This is a genomic window from Streptomyces sp. 7R007 (assembly GCF_054850255.1).
The window spans coordinates 14766-34288 of sequence record NZ_JBTWMV010000047.1 but is presented as its reverse complement, the minus strand read 5'-3'; the positions used below and the strand labels follow the sequence as shown (position 1 = coordinate 34288).

The window sequence follows — 19523 nt, the reverse complement described above, 5'->3', positions numbered from 1 at the left end:
GGGGCAGCGGGAAGGGGCAGCCGGTTTGACCACGCACGCACCGCAGGCGGCGCAGTCCGTCACGCTGCCCACGACCCTGGACGAGGCCGTGGCGGCACTCGCCGCGCTGCCCACCGCCGTGCCCGTGGCGGGCGGCACCGACCTGATGGCCGCCGTCAACTCCGGGCAGCTCAGGCCCGCCGCGCTGGTCGGCCTCGGCCGGATCAGCGAGATCCGCGGCTGGCAGTACCAGGACGGCCACGCCCTGCTCGGCGCCGGCCTCACCCACGCGCGCATGGGCCGCCCCGACTTCGCCGCCCTGATCCCCGCGCTCGCCGCCGCCGCCCGCGCCGCGGGTCCCCCGCAGATCCGCAACGCGGGCACCCTGGGCGGCAACATCGCCACCTCGGCGCCCACCGGAGACGCCCTCCCGGTGCTGGCCGCCCTGGAGGCGACGCTGATCATCGCGGGCCCGGGCGGGGCTCGCCGGGAGATCCCGGTGTCGCATCTGCTGGCCGGCGTGGACATGCTGCGCGGCGGCGAACTCATCGGGTACGTGCGCGTGCCGCTGCTGCACGCGCCGCAGGTCTTCCTGAAGGCGACGGGACGGACCGGCCCGGGTCGCGCGATGGCCTCCGTGGCCCTCGTCCTCGACCCGGCCCGGCGCGGCGTGCGGTGCGCGGTCGGTGCCATAGCGCCGATGCCGCTGCGGCCCCTGGAGGCCGAGCACTGGGTCGCCCAGCTGATCGACTGGGACAACAACCGCACGATCGTCCCGGAGGCTCTCGGCGCCTTCGGCGAGTACGTCGCCGCGGCCTGCATCCCCGACCCGGCCCCCGAGGCCGACGGCTCCGTGCCGCAGCTGCCGCCCGCCGTACTGCACCTGCGGCGCACCGTCGCCGCGCTGGCCCGACGAGCACTGGGGAGGGCGCTGTCGTGACCGACGACCAGCACGGAGACCGGCACGGAGAGGGCACCCCCCAGGGTGCGAGCCGCTGGGACCCGCTGCCCCAGGGCGACTACGACGACGGCGCCACCGCCTTCGTCAAGCTCCCCGAGGGCGGCGTCGACGCGCTGCTCGCCGCGCCCGGGCACGGGTACGTGCCGCCGCGGATAACGGCACACCCCGCGCAGGACGCCGGCACCGATCCGGCCGGCCCTGCGGGTCCGGCGGGTCCCGGCGGGTGGGCGGCGCCGGCCGACGGCGCCCAGTGGCCCGACCCGAACGCCGTGCCCCAGGAGCCGGGCGACGACCGGTTCGCGTACAACCCCGGTGTCACGCAGCAGTGGAACTTCCAGGACACGGGTGCGTCGCCCTCCCGGCCCGGCCCCGGTCAGGACGTGACCGGCCAGTGGTCGATTCCCGTCGCCGACGGCGATCTCCCGGACGAGTCGGGTGAGTTCACCACCTCCTCCCTGGTCCAGCAGTGGGGCGGCACCCCACCGGCCACGCTCCCGGGCGGCGCGCCGGCCCCCTGGGCGACGGAGGCGGCGGGCCGCCCCTGGGACCAGCAGCAGACGGCGCCGGAGGACGGCGGCACGGGTGGTGCCGCGGGGGCTGAACAGCGGCCTGGGAGTGAGCAGCGACTTGGGGCTGAGCAGCGGCCTGGGAGTGAGCACCGGCTCGGGGCTGAGCAGCGGCCCGGGGGCGACGCGGAGCTGACTGGGCCGGGGCGAGGGTTTGAGGCGCCGGGTTCGGAGCGTGGTTTCGCGGCGCCGGGTTCCGAGAGTGGGTTTTCGGCGCCGGGCTCGGAGCACGGCTTCGAGGCGCCCGGTGAGGGCCGTGGTTTCGAGGCGCCCGGTGCGGGGCGTGGCTTCGCGGCGCCGGGCTCGGAGCAGGGGTTCGACGCACCGGGTGCCGGGCACGGGACGGCGGGCTCGGGCGGCGTGCGCGAGGCGTCGGGTACCGGTACGGGTACGGGCACAGGTGTGGGCACGGGCACGGCGCACGGGGCGGGCGACGGGCGGAGCGGTTCCGGGTTCGTACCGGAGAGCGCCTTCGAGTCCACGCAGCCCCTCGGCATCGCGCAGCCTGGCCCGCGCAGGGGCGAGCGGGATCACGCCGCCGCCCCGCACGCCGGCGAGGGCGCCGGAGTCCCGCTCCCGGCCGACGCGCAGGGCGCCGCCTCTCACCCGGCGACTCCCGCAGCCTCCCCGGCCACTCCCGACGAACCCGTCGCAGCCGCCGTAGCCGCCTCACAGGAGGTCCCTGAGGGCCGTGAGGGCGACGGGGCGGCAGAGGACGCTCCGAGGGGCGCCGAGGCCGCTGAGGGGGCCGTAGAGCCGTTCGAGGAGGCTGCCGCGGGCGCGCCCGGTGGCGAGGCCGCTTCCGGCGACGCGCATGAGTCCTCGCGGACGCCGACCGGTCACGAAGCCGGCTCCGCGGACTCCCCGGACTCCGCCAACCCGCCCCCGCACCCCGCCGAAGCCGGCGCCCACCCCACCCCCGAAGCCGACGCCGCCGACGAAGCGGCCCCGCCGCCCCCCGGCGAGGAACACCCCCTCGCCTCCTACGTCCTGCGCGTCAACGGCGTCGACCGCCCCGTCACCGACGCCTGGATCGGCGAGTCGCTGCTGTACGTGCTGCGCGAGCGGCTCGGCCTGGCCGGGGCCAAGGACGGCTGCTCGCAGGGCGAGTGCGGGGCGTGCAACGTTCAGGTCGACGGCCGCCTCGTCGCCTCCTGCCTGGTCCCCGCGGTCACCGCGGAGGGCAGCGAGGTGCGCACCGTCGAGGGCCTCGCCGTCGACGGCCAGCCCTCCGACGTGCAGCGGGCGCTCGCCCGATGCGGCGCCGTGCAGTGCGGCTTCTGCGTGCCCGGCATGGCGATGACCGTGCACGACCTCCTGGAGGGCAACCCCGCCCCGACCGAGCTGGAGACCCGCCAGGCCCTGTGCGGCAACCTGTGCCGCTGTTCCGGCTACCGGGGCGTCGTCGACGCCGTCAAGGAGGTCGTCGCCGAACGCGAGGCGCACGCCGCCGCCGACAGCGCCGAGCACGACGGCGACGAGGCGCGTATTCCTCACCAGGCGGGCCCGGGAGCCGGCGGCGTCAACCCGTCGGCGTTCGCGTCACCCGCACCGCACGACCAGGCGTACGGACAGGACGGAGGCCAGGCGTGAGCAACGAAGCCGCCACCGCGACCACCACCGCGGAGGCAGCACCCGCCCCCGAGCCGATCCCGCACGGCCTCGGCGCCTCCCTGCCGGCCGCCGACGCCCGCGCCAAGACCGAGGGCACGTTCCCGTACGCGGCCGACCTGTGGGCCGAGGGCCTGCTGTGGGCCGCCGTCCTGCGCTCACCGCACCCGCACGCGCGCATCGTGTCCATCGACACCTCCCACGCGCGCGAGATGCCCGGCGTACGGGCCGTCGTCACGCACGAGGACGTCCCCGGCGCCCCCCTGTACGGCCGCGGCAAGGCCGACCGCCCGGTCTTCGCCTCCGAGGTCGTACGCCACCACGGCGAGCCCATCGCCGCCGTCGCCGCCGACCACCCCGACACCGCGCGGATGGCCGCCGCGGCCATCATGGTCGAGTACGAGGTCGTCGACCCCGTCACCGACCCGGAGCAGGCCTTCGAAGCCGAGCCCCTGCACCCCGACGGCAACCTGATCCGGCACATCCCGCTGCGCCACGGCGACCCGGACGCGGCCGGCGAGATCGTCGTCGAGGGCCTCTACCGCATCGGCCGCCAGGACCCCGCCCCCATCGGCGCCGAGGCCGGCCTCGCCGTGCCCCGCCCCGACGGCGGAGTGGAGCTGTACCTCGCCTCCACCGACCCGCACGCCGACCGCGACACGGCCGCCGCCTGCTACGGCCTGGAACCCGAGCGCGTGAAGATCGTCGTCACCGGAGTCCCCGGCGCGACCGCCGACCGCGAGGACCAGGGCTTCCAGCTCCCGCTGGGCCTGCTGGCGCTGAAGACCGGCTGCCCGGTGAAACTGACCGCCACGCGCGAGGAGTCCTTCCTCGGCCACGCGCACCGCCACCCCACCCTCCTGCGCTACCGCCACCACGCCGACGCCGAGGGCAGGCTGGTCAAGGTCGAGGCGCAGATCCTGCTGGACGCGGGCGCGTACGCGGACACCTCCTCCGACGCGCTGGCCGCCGCGGTCGCCTTCGCCTGCGGCCCGTACGTCGTGCCGAACGCCTTCATCGAGGGCTGGGCCGTACGCACCAACAACCCGCCCTCGGGCCATGTGCGCGGCGAGGGCGCCATGCAGGTGTGCGCCGCCTACGAGGCGCAGATGGACAAGCTGGCGAAGAAGCTCGGCGTCGACCCGGCGGAGCTGCGCCTGCGCAACGTGATGGCCACGGGCGACGTGCTGCCCACCGGCCAGACGGTGACCTGCCCGGCGCCCGTCGCCGAACTCCTCCAGGCCGTCAGGGACTTCCCCCTCCCTCCGCTGCCCAAGGACACGCCCGAGGACGAGTGGCTGCTGCCCGGCGGCCCCGAGGGCGCGGGCGAGCCGGGCGCGGTGCGCCGGGGCGTGGGCTACGGCCTGGGCATGGTGCACATGCTCGGCGCCGAGGGCGCGGACGAGGTCTCCACGGCGACCGTGAAGGTGCAGGACGGGGTCGCGACGGTGCTGTGCGCGGCCGTCGAGACCGGCCAGGGCTTCACCACGCTGGCCCGCCAGATCGTCCAGGAGACGCTGGGCATCGACGAGGTGCACGTGGCGCCGGTCGACACCGACCAGCCGCCGGCCGGCGCGGGGTGCCGGGGCCGCCACACCTGGGTGTCGGGCGGCGCGGTGGAGCGGGCGGCGAAGATGGTCCGCACCCAGCTCCTCCAGCCCCTCGCCCACAAGTTCGGCATGTCCACGGAGCTGCTGCAGATCACCGACGGCAAGATCACGTCGTACGACGGCGTCCTGTCGACCACCGTCACCGAGGCGATGGACGGCAAGGAGCTGTGGGCGACGGCCCAGTGCCGCCCGCACCCCACCGAGCCCCTGAACGAGGCCGGCCAGGGCGACGCCTTCGTGGGCCTCGCCTTCTGCGCGATCCGCGCGGTCGTGGACGTCGACATCGAGCTGGGTTCGGTACGGGTGGTGGAGCTGGCGCTGGCCCAGGACGTGGGCCGCATCCTCAATCCCGCGCAGCTGAACGCGCGGATCGAGGCGGGCGTCACCCAGGGCGTGGGCATCGCGCTGACGGAGAACCTGCGCACGGCCCGCGGCCTGATCCGCCACCCGGACCTGACGGGTTACGCCCTGCCCACGGCCCTGGACGCCCCCGACATCCAGATCGTGAAGCTCGTCGAGGAACGGGACGTGGTGGCCCCCTTCGGCGCGAAGGCCGTCAGCGCGGTGCCGGTGGTGACGTCACCGGCGGCGATCGCCTCCGCGGTCCGCGCGGCAACGGGCCGCCCCGTCAACCGCCTCCCCATCCGCCCCCAGGCGGCGGTGGTGACGACACCGGCGCAGTGACGGGACGCACGGCGCCGTCCTCATCACGGGCGTCATGGCATCGGGCAGGTCGACGGTCGCGCGGGCACCGGCGGAGCGCTCGCCGAGGGCGGCGCACATACGCGGCGACGCGTCCCGCAGGATGACCGCGTCCGACCGAGCGGACCACAGCCCCCGACCGCCGCCGGCACAGACGACGCCGGCCGCCGACTCGATCTACGGCGCGGGGACGATCGCGGCCCTCGACACGACTGACACGACCCTCCCGCATCGGCCTGTGGCCGGACACGTCACGACTGACGGTGCCGGAGACGGTCGACGCGATCCTCGCCGGGGCGGAACGGGCGAGGGGCGCCTGACGTCTTGTGCTGCGGGGCGTTGTCAGTGGGGCGGCGTAGTGTTCCGGGCAGTGGGACGGAACGGCCGCGGACCTCACGGGACCCGGACGGTCGACCGTGCCCTGCACGGGGACGAGCGAGCAAGCACGGGGGACCAATGCACACGACGATCACACCACCGCCCGAGTCGGCGGCCTACGACAACCCGGCGCCGGCCCCCTCCGCAGCCGCCCTCCACCGCTTCGCCCGCCTCCTGGACCGCGAGTTCGGCCCCGGCCGGGTGGCCCGCTTCGAGGACGTCGACTTCCCACCGACCCTCACGCACGCCCCGACCCGCCGCTTCCTGACCGAGGTGGGCCTCCCGGAACACCCCGACCTCTTCCACCACGACTCGGCCACCCCTCTCCCGACCCTCGCCGAGTACTACACAGAAGAGCACCCGGACACCCTCCCCACCCACGAACTCCCGCCGCGGTCAACCCACTTGATACGCCTGGGAACCGTCCCCGGGGAGGACGCGGTCGTGGCCGACGGAGAAACGGGCGGACTCCTGACCTGGAACGAACTCACCAGGACCGTCCACCCACTGCACAACGAGGTCTCTGCCCTCGTCTTCACCCTCTGGCTCCGCCGCCACGAACGCCGGTAGACCAGAACAGACAAACCAGGCCAGACAAAACAGAGGCCGTGGCGGGAATCGAACCCGCGTAACTCGCTTTGCAGGCGAGTCCCTGAACCACTCGGGCACACGGCCGTGTTGATGTGACGACCGTAGGGCGGGGGCGGAAGGGGCGACAAGGGAGGCCCGGGGGCTGCAACGGGACTGCCATACGCCGTTCATGAAACGGGGGGCGCACCCGGCGAGCGGTGCGGGCGTATGCCGCGGAGTGTGAGGTGAATCGCACCCAGGGGTGACCCGGCGATGTCCGGGCATGGACCGGCCGGGGGCGCCGGTAGGGTGGCCCGGTTGTCATACGTAGCCCAGTAGCCCCAGTGGTCCAGTAAGCACACAGCGTCACCCGACCCGCCCGACCCCCACGGAGACCGTGACTACCACCGCCGCCAGCTCCGCCTCGCACCCGCACTCCCACCACCTCTCGCCCGCCTTCCCCGGCCGCGCCCCCTGGGGCACCGCCAGCAAGCTGCGTGCCTGGCAGCAGGGGGCGATGGAGAAGTACATCCAGGAGCAGCCGCGTGACTTCCTCGCGGTCGCCACGCCCGGCGCCGGCAAGACGACCTTCGCGCTGACGCTGGCCTCCTGGCTGCTGCACCACCACGTCGTGCAGCAGGTGACCGTGGTCGCGCCGACCGAGCACCTGAAGAAGCAGTGGGCCGAGGCGGCGGCGCGGATAGGGATCAAGCTGGACCCGGAGTACAGCGCGGGCCCGCTCGGCCGGGAGTACGACGGCGTCGCGGTCACCTACGCCGGTGTCGGCGTGCGCCCCATGCTGCACCGCAACCGCGTCGAACAGCGCAAGACCCTGGTCATCCTGGACGAGATCCACCACGCCGGCGACTCCAAGTCCTGGGGCGAGGCCTGCCTGGAGGCCTTCGAGCCGGCCACCCGCCGGCTCGCCCTGACCGGCACGCCGTTCCGCTCCGACACCAACCCCATCCCCTTCGTCACGTACGAGGAGGGCAACGACGGCATCCGGCGCTCGGCCGCCGACTACACCTACGGCTACGGCAGCGCGCTGTCGGACGGGGTCGTGCGCCCGGTCATCTTCCTCTCCTACAGCGGCAACATGCGCTGGCGGACCAAGGCTGGCGACGAGATCGCGGCCCGGCTCGGCGAGCCCATGACCAAGGACGCGATCAGCCAGGCCTGGCGTACGGCGCTGGATCCGCGCGGCGAGTGGATGCCGAGCGTGCTGCGCGCCGCCGACCAGCGGCTGACCGAGGTCAGGAAGGCCATCCCGGACGCGGGCGCCCTCGTCATCGCCTCCGACCAGGACTCGGCGCGGGCGTACGCCAAGCTGATCCGCGAGATCACCGGCACCAAGGCCACCCTCGTGCTGTCCGACGACGCCGGCGCCTCCAAGCGGATCGACGACTTCAGCAACAGCACCGACCGGTGGATGGTCGCCGTCCGCATGGTGTCCGAGGGCGTCGACGTGCCCCGCCTCGCCGTCGGCGTCTACGCCACCACCATCTCCACCCCGCTCTTCTTCGCGCAGGCCGTCGGCCGCTTCGTGCGCTCCCGGCGCCGCGGCGAGACCGCCTCCGTCTTCCTGCCCACCGTGCCCGACCTGCTGACCTTCGCCAACGAGATGGAGGTCGAGCGCGACCACGCCCTCGACAAGCCGAAGAAGGAGGGCGAGGAGGACCCGTACGCCGAGTCCGAGAAGGAGATGGAGGAGGCGAACAAGGAGCAGGACGAGGACACCGGCGAGCAGGAGCAGTTCTCCTTCGAGGCGCTGGAGTCCGACGCCGTCTTCGACCGGGTCCTCTACGACGGCGCCGAGTTCGGCATGCAGGCCCACCCGGGCAGCGAGGAGGAGCAGGACTACCTCGGCATCCCCGGACTGCTGGAGCCCGAGCAGGTGCAGCTGCTGCTGCAGAAGCGGCAGCAGCGGCAGATCGCGCACAGCCGCAAGAAGCCGGACGCCGAGGCCGACCTGCTGGAGCTGCCCGCCGAGCGCCGGCCCGTCGTCTCCCACAAGGAGATGATGGAGCTGCGCAAGAAGCTCAACACCATGGTCAGCGCGTACGTCCACCAGAGCGGCAAGCCGCACGGGGTGATCCACACCGAGCTGCGCCGGGTGTGCGGCGGACCGCCCAGCGCCGAGGCCACGGCCGGGCAGCTCAGGCAGCGGATCGCCAAGGTGCAGGAGTGGGCCACGCGGATGCGCTGAGGCGCGGCGGTGGCCGGGCGCGCCGCGGCGATGGCGCAAAAGCTGCTGATGACGGTTGTTGCACCCCGTACGAACCAGGACATACGGAGGTAGTCCCTCCTTACGGATGCCCGGATTCTGGACGGAGACTTCCGCTGAGCGAACCCGTTTCGCTACTGTCCCCGCTACGCACACGCCCCGTGGCAGCGCCGCCGCGGAGCGCAGCCGTGAAGCGACGCGGTCCGGGACGTTCCGGGCCGCCGGCCGATCGGCGGCCTCTGTTGCGCGTCACTGACGGGACTCGGTGACGCACCGCCGCGCGGAGGCCGTCGACCTCACCACTTGGAGGAGTGGGCGTCGTGACCGCGGAGACCTCTCAGACGCTCGACCGAGGACTGCGCGTCCTCAAGCTGCTGGCCGATACGGACCACGGGCTGACCGTCACCGAGCTTTCCAACAAACTGGGCGTGAACCGGACCGTCGTGTACCGGCTGCTCGCCACCCTGGAGCAACACGCGCTCGTACGGCGTGACCTGGGCGGTCGCGCCCGGGTCGGGCTCGGCGTGCTGCGGCTGGGCCGCCAGGTGCACCCCCTCGTACGGGAGGCCGCGCTGCCCGCGCTGCGGTCGCTGGCGGAGGACATCGGCGCGACCGCGCACCTCACGCTGGTCGACGGGGCCGACGCCCTCGCGGTGGCCGTCGTCGAGCCGACGTGGACGGACTACCACGTGGCCTACCGGGCCGGTTTCCGCCACCCGCTGGACCGGGGGGCCGCGGGCAAGGCGATACTCGCCGCGCGGCGGCAGCCGCTGAGCGAGCCCGGGTACACCCTCACCCACGGCGAGCTGGAGGCCGGCGCGAGCGGCGCCGCCGCACCGCTGCTGGGGGTCACGGGCGTCGAGGGCAGCGTGGGGGTCGTGATGCTGGCGGACGCGGTGCCGGACCGGGTCGGGCCGCGGGTCGTGGACGCCGCGCGGGAGGTCGCCGAGGCGTTGCGCTGACCGGGGCGGGACGGGGCGCAGGCACCGCGCGACACTGTACGTACGCCCCCGGCCGCAGGCCGGAATCCGCCCTGACCCGTCGTCCCGTAGATTGATCCCGTGCTCTCTCGCCTCACCCGCCTCCAGGCCCTCGCCGTCTGCGCTCTGCCCGTGGTCGGCCTGATCGCCACGGCCGTGTTCGCGCCGCTGCCGTTCTCGCTGGCGCAGCCCGGTATGACGGCGAACGTGCTGGGCGAGAACAAGAACACGCCGGTGATCACCATCTCCGGCGCGGCGACCCGCAAGACGAGCGGGGAGCTGCGGATGACGACGATCGAGGCGACCAATCCGGACACGCACGTCTCGCTCGGTGACGTGCTCTCCGCGTGGTTCGCCACGGACCGGGCGGTGATGCCGCACGACTCGGTCTATCCCGGCGGGCAGAGCACCAAGGAGATCGAGCAGCACAACACCGCGCAGATGAAGGAGTCCCAGGACGCGGCGACCCGGGCCGCCCTGGACTACCTGCACCTCAGCGACGAGAAGGTCAAGGTCACCCTCAGGCTCGCCGACGTGGGCGGCCCCAGCGCGGGGCTGCTGTTCACCCTCGGCATCATCGACAAGCTGGACGGCGACGGGAAGGGCGGCGACCTCACGGGCGGGCGCACCATCGCCGGCACGGGGACGATCGACGCCGACGGGACGGTGGGCGCGGTCGGGGGAGTGGCCCTGAAGACGCAGGCCGCCCGCCGCGACGGCGCGACGGTCTTCCTGGTCCCGAAGGCCGAGTGCTCCGACGCGAAGTCGGAACTCCCCAAGGGCCTGCGCCTGATCCCGGTGACGACCCTGAAGGGAGCGGTGAACTCCCTGGTGGCCCTCGAAAACAACAAGGGCTCCGTACCGAGCTGTTAGCCGACGGTCCGACGCACCGGCCCCTACTTGACGAACCCCTCCCGTTTCATCCAGTCCAGGGCCACCTGGTGGGGGTCCTCGCCGTTGACGTCCACCTTCGCGTTCAGGGTCTGGGCCACCGTGTTGTTCAGCTTCTTCGTGATGGGGGCGAGGATGGCCGTGATGGCGGGCCACTTCTTCAGGGTCTTGGAGTTGATCACCGGGGCCGCGTTGTAGTTGGGGAAGAACTTCTTGTCGTCCGCCATGACCGCGAGGTTCATGGACTTGATGCGGCCGTCGGTCGTGAAGACCTCGCCGTAGGTGCAACTCCCCTTCTGGACCTGCGTGTAGATGATCCCGGTGTCCATCTGCGTGATGTTCTTCGCCGGCACGCTCATCCCGTACGCCTTCTCCATCCCCGGCAGCCCGTCCGCCCGGTTGGCGAACTCGCCCTCCACGCACAGCGTCACCGCCCCGGGGTCCCTCTTCGCCAGCGCGGCCACGTCCGACAGCGTCTTCGTGCCGTACTTCTTGTACGCGGCCTGGTTCATGGCGAGCGCGTAGGTGTTGTTGAGGGCGGACGGCGCGAGCCACGTCAGGCCGTTCTTCGCGTCCGCGTCCCGCACCGCCTCCCACTGCCGGTACGGGTCGGCGATCGGATCGCTGTTGCCCTGGTACGTGATCCAGGCGGTGCCCGTGTACTCGTACATGGCGTCCGCGTCACCGGACTTGACCGCCTCGCGGGAGCCGATGGAGCCCTGGATGCCCGTGCGGTCCAGCACGTCCGCGCCGGCCGCCTGGAAGGCGATGCCCATCATCGCGCCGAGGACGAGGTTCTCGGTGAACGACTTGGACGTGACGGTCAGATGCGCGCCCTTGAGCGGCTCGCCCCGCCCGACCGCACCCGGCGCGACGTCGTCCGCCATGGGGGAGCCGCTGGTCAGCCCGCAGCCGCCGGCCGCCGTGAGCACCCCGGCCAGCAGCACACACGTACCGCGTCTCATGTTCCGGCCTCCAACCCCCGTGGCCGCAGCAGCAGTTCGGCCAGCGAGGCCAGCCAGTCCACCAGCAGGGCCAGGACGACGGTGAGGATCGAGCCCAGCATCAGTACCGGCATCCGCTGGTTGGTGATGCCTGTGGTGATCAGCACCCCCAGCCCGCCGCCCCCGCCGAACGTCGCCAGCGTCGCCGTGCCGACGTTCAGGACCAGGGCCGTGCGCACGCCCGCGAGGATCAGCGGGACCGCCAGCGGGAGTTCGACCTTCGCCAGCACGCCGAGCGGGGACATGCCGATGCCGCGGGCCGCCTCCAGCAGCGTCGGGTCGTTCGCCTTCAGACCGGCGATGGTGTTCGACAGCACGGGCAGGACGGCGTAGACGATGATGCCGATCAGCGCCGCCTTCATGCCCGTGCCGAGCCAGATCACCAGCAGGGCCAGCAGACCGATCGCGGGCGTCGCCTGGCCGGTGTTGGCCACCGCCATCGCCACGGGGGCCGCCTTCCGAAAGGCCCTGCGGGTGAGCAGGATGCCCAGCGGGATCGAGATGACCAGCACGAAGAACGTGGAGACGACGGTCAGTTCGACGTGCTGCCACAGCGCCTTCGTCACCTGGCCGTTGGAGAGCGCGTTGCGGGAGATGGAGTCCAGGTCGGCCTGCGCGAACCACAGCCAGGTCACCAGCAGCACCACGACCAGGGCGGCCGGCAGCACGGTCAGCTTCCGCCAGCCGACCCGCCGGCGTACCGGACGCGGCGGCGGGGCCCCCGGCTCGGCCGTCCGCTGCTCCTCCAGCTCCTCCAGGTCCTCGGCGCTCACGCCTTCGCCTCCCCTCCGGGGCCCTCCTGCTCGGCGTGCGTCTGCGCGGCCCGGGCCTCCTCCAGGTCGTGCTGGTGCTCCAGCGCGTCCAGCCGGTCGGCCTCCAGCAGCTCGTGCACGGAGTTCATCAGCGTCTCCATGTCGACGACGCCCTCGTACTCGCCGCGCCGCCCGGTCACCGCGACCCGCCCCGCGTTGTCCGTCAGCACCGCCTCCAGCGCGTCCCGCAGCGTCGCGTCCCGGGTCACCGTGTCGCTGACCATCGTGCCCGCGCGGGCCAGCGAGCCCCGGGCCCGCATGAGGTCGCCCCGCCGCAGCCACTTGTAGGGGCGGCGGCGCTTGTCGAGCAGCAGGATCTCGTTGGTGCCGCTGCCCCGCAGCCGGTTGAAGATCTCCTGGAGCGGGTCGTCGACGGTGACGGTCGGGTAGTCGGTGATCCCGACGTCCCGTACCCGGGTGAGGTTCAGGCGCTTGAGGGCCGCGCCCGCGCCGACGAAACCGGAGACGAAGTCGTCGGCCGGGTTGGTGAGGATCGCCTCCGGGGTGTCGAACTGGGCGATGTGCGAGCGCTCGCGCAGCACGGCGATGCGGTCACCCAGCTTGATCGCCTCGTCGAAGTCGTGGGTGACGAACACGATCGTCTTGTGCAGCTCGTGCTGGAGCCTGATCAGCTCGTCCTGGAGGTGGTCGCGGGTGATCGGGTCGACCGCGCCGAACGGCTCGTCCATCAGCAGCACCGGCGGATCGGCCGCCAGCGCCCGCGCCACGCCGACGCGCTGCTGCTGGCCGCCGGAGAGCTGGCGCGGATAGCGGCCGTGGAACTCGCCCGCGTCCAGCCCGACCAGGTCCAGCAGCTCCTCGACCCGTGCCTTGATCCGCCCCTTCGGCCAACCGATCATCCGCGGCACCAGGGCGATGTTCTGCGCGACCGTCATGTGCGGGAACAGCCCGGCCGACTGGATCGCGTAGCCCACCTTGCGGCGCAGCCTGACCGGGTCGATGTCGGTCACGTCCTCGCCGTTGATCCGGATGCGGCCGCTGGACGGCTCGATCAACCTGTTGATCATCTTGAGTGTCGTCGACTTACCGCAGCCGGACGGCCCGACGAAGATGACGGTCTCGCCCGCCTTGATCTCCATGGTGACGTTGTCGACGGACGGCTGGGGGTTGCCGGGATACCGCTTGGTCAGGTTCTCCAGCTCGATCGTGGCCCCCTGGCCGGCGGTGGACTCAGACACGGATCCCCCTGGGAATGGTCAGCCGTCCGATCAGGACGTACGCGGCGTCGAACAGCAGCGCCAGGACGATGATCCCGAGCGTGCCGGCGAGGACCTGGTTGAGCGCGTTCTTGCTGCCCAGCGAGGCGATCCCGCGGAAGATCTCGTTGCCGAGCCCCGGCCCGGAGGCGTAGGCGGCGATCGCGGCGATGCCCATCAGCATCTGCGTCGAGACCCGGATGCCGGTCAGGATCGGCGGCCAGGCCAGCGGCAGCTCCACCCGCACCAGCCGCGCCGCCCGCGACATCCCGATGCCCCGGGCCGCGTCCACCAGTGACGGGTCGACCCCGCGCAGGCCCACGATCGCGTTGCGCACGACCGGCAGCAGCCCGTACAGCGTCAGCGCGATCACCGTCGGCGGCACGCCCAGGCCCACGACCGGGACGAGCAGACCGATCATGGCCAGCGACGGAATGGTCAGGATGGTCGAGGTGGCCGTGGTGGCAAGGTTGCCCGCCCAGTCGCTGCGGTAGGTGACGACGCCGATCAGCACGCCGAGCACGGTCGCCACCACCATGCACTGGAAGACGGCGCTCGCGTGCTGGTAGGCGTCCGTGAGCAGCTGCTGGTGGCGGTTTCCCAGGTACTCCCAGAAGGTCACGTCGGCTCACCTCACGGCTGTCTCTCCTGGTCCTCCGCCGCCTGCTCCACCAGCGGGATGATCCGCAGCGGAACGGGGTTCTCCATCACGATCGCGGTGGACGCCCGGACGATCCCATCGAAACCGACGACCCGGTCGATCACACGTTGGAGATCGGCGTTGGAGCGGGCCACCAGCCGGCACAGCATGTCCCCGCTGCCGGTGGTGGTGTGCAGTTCCAGCACCTCCGGCACGGTCGCCAAGTGCGCCCGTACGTCCGCCCCTTGCCCCTGCCGGATCTGCAGCGTGGCGAAGGCGGTGACCGGGTAGCCGAGGGCCGCCGGGTCCACCTGCGGACCGAATCCGCGGATGACTCCGTTCGACTGAAGCCGGTCCAGCCGGGCCTGCACGGTCCCGCGGGCCACCCCCAGCCGCCGGGACATCTCCAGCACCCCGATACGCGGCTCCCGCGCGAGCAGCACGATGATGCGCCCGTCCAGCCCGTCGATTCCCATACCGCGCCTCCCAAGGTGGTCATCCTGTACAGAAAGGCCGCGCATACGGGCCTCACGCTCTACAAATTGCCCAGCGAATCCGCAAACTATTGCGCACCTTGCCGGGCACGCCTCACGCTTCCGCTATGACGCAGACCACACACCACACTCCCGACACCGCCCGGCAGGCCGACCCCTTCCCGGTCAAGGGAATGGACGCGGTCGTCTTCGCCGTGGGCAACGCCAAGCAGGCGGCGCACTACTACTCCACCGCCTTCGGCATGCAGCTGGTCGCCTACTCCGGACCGGAGAACGGCAGCCGCGAGACCGCGAGCTACGTCCTGGAGAACGGCTCCGCCCGCTTCGTCTTCACCTCGGTCATCAAGCCCGCCACCACCTGGGGCCACTTCCTCGCCGACCACGTGGCCGAGCACGGCGACGGCGTCGTCGACCTGGCCATCGAGGTCCCGGACGCGCGCGCCGCGTACACGTACGCCGTCGAGCACGGTGCGAAGAGCGTCGCCGAGCCCTACGAGCTCAAGGACGAGCACGGCACGGTCGTCCTCGCCGCGATCGCCACCTACGGCAAGACCCGGCACACCCTCGTCGACCGCTCCGGCTACGACGGCCCCTACCTGCCCGGCTACACCGCCGCCGCGCCGATCGTCCAGCCGCCCGCGCAGCGCACCTTCCAGGCCATCGACCACTGCGTCGGCAACGTCGAGCTCGGCCGGATGAACGAGTGGGTCGAGTTCTACAACAAGGTCATGGGCTTCACGAACATGAAGGAGTTCGTGGGCGACGACATCGCCACCGAGTACAGCGCGCTGATGTCGAAGGTGGTGGCCGACGGCACGCTCAAGGTCAAGTTCCCGATCAACGAGCCCGCCATCGCCAAGAAGAAGTCCCAGATCGACGAGTACCTGGAGTTCTACGGCGGCGCCGGCGTCCAGCACATCGCGCTCAACACCAACGACATCGTCCAGACGGTGCGCACCATGCGCGCGGCCGGCGTGCAGTTCCTCGACACCCCGGACTCGTACTACGACACCCTCGGCGAGTGGGTCGGCGACACCCGCGTCCCCGTCGAGACCCTGCGCGAGCTGAAGATCCTCGCCGACCGCGACGAGGACGGCTACCTGCTGCAGATCTTCACCAAGCCGGTCCAGGACCGGCCGACCGTCTTCTTCGAACTCATCGAGCGGCACGGCTCGATGGGCTTCGGCAAGGGCAACTTCAAGGCCCTGTTCGAGGCGATCGAGCGGGAGCAGGCCAAGCGCGGGAACCTGTGAACGGAAACGCTTGCAACCGGTGAACGGCAGTTGACACTCTCCTGTCCTGGGGGTGCCGAAGGGGCGCCCACAGGACCGGGGGATGCCAGTGCCCACCACCGCCATCGACCTCGCCGCGCCGTCCAACCGCTGGCTGTGGCAGAAGGCCACGCTCAAAGAACCCACGGTGCTCCAGTCGTTCGCCTTCGACGAGAAGAACAGGCACCTGTACGTCGTCCAGGTCACCGCCACCGGGCACGAGGACGGCGACCTGTGCCTCAACCAGCTCGACTACGAGGGCAAGCGGCTCGGGTACATGTACCTCAAGGGCTTCGGCCACGGCGTGGCGTTCGGCGTGCAGAACGACGAGGACGGCACCGCCTGGATCTGGACCGAGTGCGCGGCCGTGGGCGGCTACGGCCGGGGCGTCACCCGCTTCCGCTTCGCCGACGGCACCACCCTCACCAACGCCGACATCACCGTCCGCAGGCCGATACCCGGCTCCACCAGCAACCAGCCGTCCGTGGACATGACGTCGAAGCGCGTCTGCGTCCGCCACCGGATGCACGGCGTGCCCCGCTACCGCGTCTGGGACCTCGACGCCTTCACCGCCGAGAACTACGCCGACCCGATCGCCGACTTCGCCCAGACCGGCGCGCACCCCGACCCGGACATCGCCTTCCAGGGCTACGCGCTGCACGGCGACCAGGTCTACCAACTCGCCGGCACGGCCTACGACGACACCACCAACCCGCCCGCCGGCCACGGCAACGCCTACGTCTCCTGCCTCGACATCCACACCGGCGAGCTGCTCCAGCGCACCCGCACCCAGGCCGGCTACTCCCTCGTCTACCGCGAGCCGGAGGGCGTCGGCATCCGCGCCGGCAAGGTCCATCTGGGCTTCGCCTCCGGGGAGTTGGGGGCACGCCGGTTCTCCATCTACGTCAAGGAACCCGACGCGTCGTAGCCTGTCCGCATGGCCAGGATCAACGACGTGGGCGGCACGGAGGGCTTCGGCGCGATCGACACCACCGACGACACCGAGCCCTTCCACGCGGACTGGGAGGCCCGGGTCGTCGGGCTCTACAACGCCCTGCGCGCACAGGACGTCTTCAACACCAACGAGTTCCGCGACGCGATCGAGTCGATCCCGCCGGCGGAGTACCTGCGGATGTCGTACTACGAGCGCTGGTTCACGGCGATCTGCGCGCTGCTGGAGCGCAAGGGCGTGCTGAAGCCGGGGGAGCCGGCCGAGCCGGGTGAGCCGGATGCCTGACGACCGCTTCGCGCCGGGCACCCGCGTGCGGACCTACCGCCACGACCCCGCCCACCACACCCGCCTGCCGCGCTACGCACGCGGCAAGCGGGGCGTCGTCGTCGAGCCCGAGGGCCCGGCGGAGCTCGCCGACGTCAGCGCGCGGGGCCGCGCGGACGCGCCGGTCGAGCAGATCTACGCCGTCCGCTTCGAGGCCCGCGACCTCTGGGGCGAGGGCGACCACCATGTCGTACTGGACCTGTGGGAAAGCTATCTGGAAGAGGACCGTGGCGATGAGCGGTGACCACGCGGACGCGACGATCGCGCGACGGGTACGGCGCCTGGAGACCCTGCTGGAGGAGAAGGGCGTGGTCTCGGGCGGCCAACTGGACGAGGTGATCGACGCGTTCCTCGCCAAGGCGTCCCCGGCGAACGGGGCCCGGGTGGTCGCCCGCGCCTGGACCGACCCGGAGTTCAGGGCCCGGCTGCTGGCCGACGGCACGGCGGCCGTGCGCGAACTCGGTTACATGGAGGGCGGCTACCAGCGCCTGCGTGTGGTGGAGAACACGCCGAGCACCCACAACGTCATCGTCTGCACCCTCTGCTCCTGCTACCCCCTGCGGCTGCTCGGCCCGTCCCCCAGCTGGTACAAGTCCGAGGCGTACCGCTCCCGCGTGGTCCGCGAACCCCGCGCCGTGCTCGGCGAGTTCGGCCTGACCCTGCCCGCGGACACCGGCATCACCGTCTGGGACTCCAGCGCCGAGACGCGCTACATGGTGCTGCCCCGCAGGCCGCGGGGGACGGAGGGGCTCACGGAGGAGGAACTGGCGGCGCTGGTCACCCGCAACGCCCTGATCGGCACCGCGGCGGTGTGACCGGCGCCTACTCGTCCGGTGACTGCGGTGACTGCGGTGACTCCGGTGACGCGTCCGGCGGTTCGTCCGGGGGCTCGCCCAGCCCCGCCAGCGCGGCCCGCGCCTGAGGCGCCCGCAGCGGAGAGAAGTACGGGTTGATCCGCAGCGCCTCCTCCAGATGCCGGCGCGCCGGCCCGTACAGCTCCAACTCCCGCTCGATCATGCCCCGGTGATAGGCGTAGGGCGCACTGCGCACGCCGCCCCCGTGCGCCTTGTCCGTCGCCGCGGTCGCGAACCGCAGCGCCTCCTTGTCGGCGCCGGCCCGGTGCAGGGCCCACCCCAGCGCGTCGGCGACCTCGATGCCGGGCTGCCGGCGCCACTCCGCCCGCAACCGCCGTACCGCCACCGCCGGATCCCCGTGGTCGGCCTCGAACGCCCCCAGCAGCAGCTCGTCGTCCACGCCCCCCGCCGTCTCCGCCCGCACCCGCGCCCGCAGCAGGTCGTACTGCACCCGCGCCGCCTGCCCCAGTCCCAGCGACTCGTACAACTCGCCCAGTTCCAGGGCGTACTGCGGGCAGGGCTGCCTGGCGAGCGCCACCTGGTACGCGGTCAGCGCCTCCGTCGTACGCCCCAGCGCCGCCAGCGCCCGCCCCTGCCCCGCCTGCGCCGCCCGCTGGTCCGGGTCGAGGCGCACCGCCTCCTGGAAGTACCGCAGGGCCGTCTCCCGGTCCCCGCGCTCCCACGCCAGCTGCCCCGACCGCTCCAGCCACGCCGCCCGCTCGGCCGGCGCCGGGGCCGCCGCCACCGCGTCGGACAGGGCGGCCGCCGCGTCCTCACGCCAGCCCCGGTCCCGGTACACGGCAGCCGTCTTCGCCCGCACCGCCGGCCCCGACCCCAGCTCCGTCATCCGCTCCAGCGCCCGCCCCGCCGCGGCGTGATCGCCGAGCCCCGTATAGGCGTCGATCAGCTGCGCGTACGTCGTCCACCGCCGCGACCCGGCCCGCAGCGCCGCCTCCGCCCAGGTCAGCGCCGCCCGGAAGTCCCGGCGCGTGTTCGCCAGCGCCGCCAGAGCGTCCAGCGCCTCGGCGTCGCCCCGCGCCCGCGCCCGCAGCGAGGTCCGCAGCGCCCGCTCGGCCCGCGGGAACTGCGCCGGGTCCGCCGTCCGCCGCCCCTGCTCCGCGTACGCCGCCCCCAGCACCGCCCACGACCGCCCGTCGCCGGGTCGCTCCCGCACCCGCGCCTCCCGCGCACCGATCAGCGCGGCCAGCTCCGGCAGCCCGGCCGGCACCCCCGAGGCGACCGCCGTCAGCGCCTGGGCCCCGGGCACCGGCGCCACCGGCCGGGGCACCGGCCGCTGCCACGGCCACAGCATCAGCACCCCGCCCAGCACGGCACACCCCGTGACGGCGGCGAGCACCGCCAGCCCCGCGGCCCGCCCCCGCCGCCCGCTCGCCGTCCTCTCCTCCTGCGTCTCCATGCCGCTCACTGTGCGTCGGCGCGGCGGCCGCACCCCGGCATACGACACCTGCCGTACACGGGGTTC

Annotated in this window: 18 protein-coding genes and 1 tRNA gene; 12 read left to right on the top strand and 7 right to left on the bottom strand. The window is 72.7% G+C overall.

The genetic code is table 11. The annotated features are described in order from the left end of the window. Window positions 1–25 precede the first annotated feature (25 nt). From ACYF6T_RS36570 to ACYF6T_RS36555, 4 genes are all read left to right on the top strand, one after another. A complete protein-coding gene (locus tag ACYF6T_RS36570) occupies window positions 26–919 on the top strand; it encodes an FAD binding domain-containing protein (RefSeq protein ID WP_461701978.1) in 894 nt (297 codons plus the stop codon). Then, complete coding sequence (locus ACYF6T_RS36565; RefSeq protein ID WP_461701977.1) at window positions 916–3099, top strand: (2Fe-2S)-binding protein; 2184 nt, start codon at window positions 916–918, stop codon at window positions 3097–3099. The genes ACYF6T_RS36570 and ACYF6T_RS36565 overlap by 4 nt, the downstream gene beginning before the upstream one ends. Then, window positions 3096–5411 carry a xanthine dehydrogenase family protein molybdopterin-binding subunit gene (locus ACYF6T_RS36560; RefSeq protein ID WP_461701976.1) on the top strand — a complete coding sequence of 772 codons (2316 nt, stop codon included), beginning with the start codon at window positions 3096–3098 and terminating at the stop codon, window positions 5409–5411. The genes ACYF6T_RS36565 and ACYF6T_RS36560 overlap by 4 nt, the downstream gene beginning before the upstream one ends. A gap of 474 nt (window positions 5412–5885) precedes the next feature. Further along, window positions 5886–6377, top strand: coding sequence for an SUKH-4 family immunity protein (locus ACYF6T_RS36555; RefSeq protein WP_461701975.1), 492 nt, complete (start codon window positions 5886–5888; stop codon window positions 6375–6377). 33 nt (window positions 6378–6410) lie between these two features. On the opposite strand, the gene ACYF6T_RS36550 is transcribed toward ACYF6T_RS36555, so the two are convergent. Further along, window positions 6411–6482, bottom strand: a tRNA-Cys gene (locus ACYF6T_RS36550). A 292-nt stretch (window positions 6483–6774) separates the two neighbouring features. On the opposite strand from ACYF6T_RS36550, the gene ACYF6T_RS36545 reads away from it, so the two are divergent. From ACYF6T_RS36545 to ACYF6T_RS36535, 3 genes are all read left to right on the top strand, one after another. Then, the gene (locus ACYF6T_RS36545; protein ID WP_461701974.1) at window positions 6775–8583 is read left to right on the top strand and encodes a DEAD/DEAH box helicase; all 1809 of its coding nucleotides are present in this window, start codon (window positions 6775–6777) and stop codon (window positions 8581–8583) included. Between the two features lie 338 nt (window positions 8584–8921). Next, the gene (locus tag ACYF6T_RS36540; protein WP_461701972.1) at window positions 8922–9563 is read left to right on the top strand and encodes an IclR family transcriptional regulator; all 642 of its coding nucleotides are present in this window, start codon (window positions 8922–8924) and stop codon (window positions 9561–9563) included. 99 nt (window positions 9564–9662) lie between these two features. Next, window positions 9663–10454: a S16 family serine protease gene (locus tag ACYF6T_RS36535; protein ID WP_461701971.1), complete on the top strand. Its 792-nt coding sequence runs from the start codon at window positions 9663–9665 to the stop codon at window positions 10452–10454. Window positions 10455–10477: 23 nt separating this feature from the next. Here the strand turns inward: ACYF6T_RS36535 and ACYF6T_RS36530 are convergent, their stop codons facing one another. The 5 genes from ACYF6T_RS36530 to ACYF6T_RS36510 are packed head-to-tail and all read right to left on the bottom strand — an operon-like array spanning window position 10478 to window position 14621. Next, on the bottom strand, window positions 10478–11437 hold the full coding sequence (locus tag ACYF6T_RS36530; RefSeq protein WP_461701969.1) for a glycine betaine ABC transporter substrate-binding protein: 960 nt from the start codon (window positions 11435–11437) through the stop codon (window positions 10478–10480). Continuing rightward, complete coding sequence (locus tag ACYF6T_RS36525; protein WP_461701968.1) at window positions 11434–12249, bottom strand: ABC transporter permease; 816 nt, start codon at window positions 12247–12249, stop codon at window positions 11434–11436. The genes ACYF6T_RS36530 and ACYF6T_RS36525 overlap by 4 nt, the downstream gene beginning before the upstream one ends. Continuing rightward, on the bottom strand, window positions 12246–13487 hold the full coding sequence (locus ACYF6T_RS36520) for a betaine/proline/choline family ABC transporter ATP-binding protein (protein WP_461701966.1): 1242 nt from the start codon (window positions 13485–13487) through the stop codon (window positions 12246–12248). Before ACYF6T_RS36520 ends, ACYF6T_RS36525 begins: the two co-directional genes overlap by 4 nt. After that, window positions 13480–14127 carry an ABC transporter permease gene (locus ACYF6T_RS36515; RefSeq protein ID WP_461701964.1) on the bottom strand — a complete coding sequence of 216 codons (648 nt, stop codon included), beginning with the start codon at window positions 14125–14127 and terminating at the stop codon, window positions 13480–13482. Before ACYF6T_RS36515 ends, ACYF6T_RS36520 begins: the two co-directional genes overlap by 8 nt. Window positions 14128–14138: 11 nt before the next feature. Next, window positions 14139–14621, bottom strand: coding sequence for an Lrp/AsnC family transcriptional regulator (locus ACYF6T_RS36510; RefSeq protein WP_461701963.1), 483 nt, complete (start codon window positions 14619–14621; stop codon window positions 14139–14141). A gap of 125 nt (window positions 14622–14746) precedes the next feature. Here ACYF6T_RS36510 and hppD point away from each other — a divergent pair, with 125 nt between their 5' ends. The 5 genes from hppD to nthA all read left to right on the top strand — a co-directional run bounded on the left by hppD (window position 14747) and on the right by nthA (window position 18001). After that, the gene (hppD, locus tag ACYF6T_RS36505; RefSeq protein WP_461701962.1) at window positions 14747–15892 is read left to right on the top strand and encodes a 4-hydroxyphenylpyruvate dioxygenase; all 1146 of its coding nucleotides are present in this window, start codon (window positions 14747–14749) and stop codon (window positions 15890–15892) included. A gap of 82 nt (window positions 15893–15974) precedes the next feature. Continuing rightward, window positions 15975–16838 (top strand): phage baseplate protein, encoded by an 864-nt coding sequence (locus ACYF6T_RS36500; protein WP_461701961.1) that lies wholly within the window; start codon window positions 15975–15977, stop codon window positions 16836–16838. Between the two features lie 9 nt (window positions 16839–16847). Then, window positions 16848–17147, top strand: coding sequence for a hypothetical protein (locus ACYF6T_RS36495; protein WP_461701959.1), 300 nt, complete (start codon window positions 16848–16850; stop codon window positions 17145–17147). Beyond that, the gene (locus ACYF6T_RS36490; protein ID WP_461701958.1) at window positions 17140–17430 is read left to right on the top strand and encodes an SH3-like domain-containing protein; all 291 of its coding nucleotides are present in this window, start codon (window positions 17140–17142) and stop codon (window positions 17428–17430) included. Before ACYF6T_RS36495 ends, ACYF6T_RS36490 begins: the two co-directional genes overlap by 8 nt. Further along, on the top strand, window positions 17420–18001 hold the full coding sequence (nthA, locus tag ACYF6T_RS36485; protein ID WP_461701957.1) for a nitrile hydratase subunit alpha: 582 nt from the start codon (window positions 17420–17422) through the stop codon (window positions 17999–18001). The genes ACYF6T_RS36490 and nthA overlap by 11 nt, the downstream gene beginning before the upstream one ends. Before the next feature lie 7 nt (window positions 18002–18008). On the opposite strand, the gene ACYF6T_RS36480 is transcribed toward nthA, so the two are convergent. After that, on the bottom strand, window positions 18009–19457 hold the full coding sequence (locus ACYF6T_RS36480) for a tetratricopeptide repeat protein (protein ID WP_461701956.1): 1449 nt from the start codon (window positions 19455–19457) through the stop codon (window positions 18009–18011). Between the last annotated feature and the right edge of the window lie 66 nt (window positions 19458–19523).

Coding starts and splice junctions, on each gene's coding strand:
- ACYF6T_RS36490 (WP_461701958.1), top strand. CDS start 17,140: ATGCCTGACGACCGCTTCGCGCCGGGCACCCGCGTGCGGACCTACCGC.
- ACYF6T_RS36510 (WP_461701963.1), bottom strand. CDS start 14,621: ATGGGAATCGACGGGCTGGACGGGCGCATCATCGTGCTGCTCGCGCGG.
- ACYF6T_RS36495 (WP_461701959.1), top strand. CDS start 16,848: ATGGCCAGGATCAACGACGTGGGCGGCACGGAGGGCTTCGGCGCGATC.
- ACYF6T_RS36500 (WP_461701961.1), top strand. CDS start 15,975: ATGCCAGTGCCCACCACCGCCATCGACCTCGCCGCGCCGTCCAACCGC.
- ACYF6T_RS36555 (WP_461701975.1), top strand. CDS start 5,886: ATGCACACGACGATCACACCACCGCCCGAGTCGGCGGCCTACGACAAC.
- ACYF6T_RS36530 (WP_461701969.1), bottom strand. CDS start 11,437: ATGAGACGCGGTACGTGTGTGCTGCTGGCCGGGGTGCTCACGGCGGCC.
- ACYF6T_RS36480 (WP_461701956.1), bottom strand. CDS start 19,457: ATGGAGACGCAGGAGGAGAGGACGGCGAGCGGGCGGCGGGGGCGGGCC.
- nthA (WP_461701957.1), top strand. CDS start 17,420: ATGAGCGGTGACCACGCGGACGCGACGATCGCGCGACGGGTACGGCGC.
- hppD (WP_461701962.1), top strand. CDS start 14,747: ATGACGCAGACCACACACCACACTCCCGACACCGCCCGGCAGGCCGAC.